Annotated in this window: 2 pseudogenes; both read right to left on the bottom strand. The window is 59.1% G+C overall.

Annotated features, from left to right (window positions below):
* Positions 1-317, bottom strand: a pseudogene (locus A7Q09_RS10690) (hypothetical protein); the annotation flags it as partial.
* Between the two features lie 639 nt (positions 318-956).
* Positions 957-1,245, bottom strand: a pseudogene (locus A7Q09_RS10685) (hypothetical protein); the annotation flags it as partial.

The raw sequence follows: 1,245 nt of genomic DNA, 5'->3' as shown, positions 1-1,245 counted from the left end.
TCTTCGGAGACGAAGCGAGCAAGGAAGGCGTAAAAGAGGTCCATTTGGAGGGGCAGCAGCCCGCAGTCACAGCGGTGGACCTGCACAGACAGCAGCTTCTTTTCGATACGTCCGCAGAGGCATACCTGCGAGAGTATGGTAGAACGCGTCGGGAATTCGTAGAGTCTGCCACCAGCCCTCTTTGCCTTGCGGCGAACGATGCGGACGAACATCCTCCTCACCTTGACCCTCACGCTCCCTCCGAAATTCTTCTGGAAACTTTGATATGAGATCTTCTCGGTCTTGACGATATTCCAGGTTGTAAGAATCTGATTCACCAACTCACCGTGGCTTCTCTTGCGCTCGGCTGCAAGGCGTCGCTTAGTTTCTTTAAGCTGTTCCTCGAAGAAGCCGATACCGCAAGGAGGCGATCCATCTCTTAAGCGCCTTTCTTCACTGTCCGGTCCTCATTAAAATTGTCCGGGTTGGTTGCCCGGCGCGATCGGGTAAGCACGCTCTCTGGACGGGCCTAAGCTTGCGCCAGGGCTGCTCGACCCTCGGGCAAAATTTCTCCAGGCAAGCTGCGGTCTCCTCGATGATTGCGACTGTAGAAGGGCCGATATCGAGGCAGGCGTTCGCCTCATCGCGCGCCTGCCGGGTCTTCGCAGGCGGCGTCCCCTTCTGGACGAGCTGCACCTACAAGCGGTCCTGGCCCCGGATCGTCCGTCGAATGACACGGCAGTATTTCGTCTCGGAGGGGAGTGTGGCGACTTGCCAGCCGTCGCGGTCTCTGAGGATCGAACATGGCCGGGATCGAAAGGCCCTTCCACTCGATCTTGCCGACACGGAAGCGGATCCCTGCCGCGTTGCTTTTGCCTTCGATCGAGTGGAGGCTCGCGGTATCCCTTGAAGCAAGGCCTGCCGCGCAGACCGAAGGCGTATTGTCGGACGGCGCGAAAGGTGCGTCTGGCCACTGTTTACACCTCATGTGGACTGAGATGATCGCCAGTCGCACAGCCGCGTCGGCAGCCGATCGCCAACCGGTCGAGTGCCGACTGCTTGAAGTCGAAACGGTCGATGATCTCACGTCTGAGCGGGGGCACGCTTCCCCCCGCATCCGGCTCGCAGCTTGCGCGCTGCCAGTCTCGGCTCTTGCGCATGAGAGCCAGTAGCCGGAGCGACTCTCCCAAGAGGGCATTGTAAATCTGCCTTGCCATTTCGAACCGAATAGAAAGCTTGTGCTCATCCGCTGGAGTTGTCCGCAGC

It is taken from the genome of Methylacidiphilum sp. Yel (assembly GCF_004421185.1).
In the GTDB taxonomy this organism is placed as follows: Bacteria; Verrucomicrobiota; Verrucomicrobiia; order Methylacidiphilales; family Methylacidiphilaceae; genus Methylacidiphilum.
This window is presented reverse-complemented; position numbering and strand designations above follow the sequence as displayed.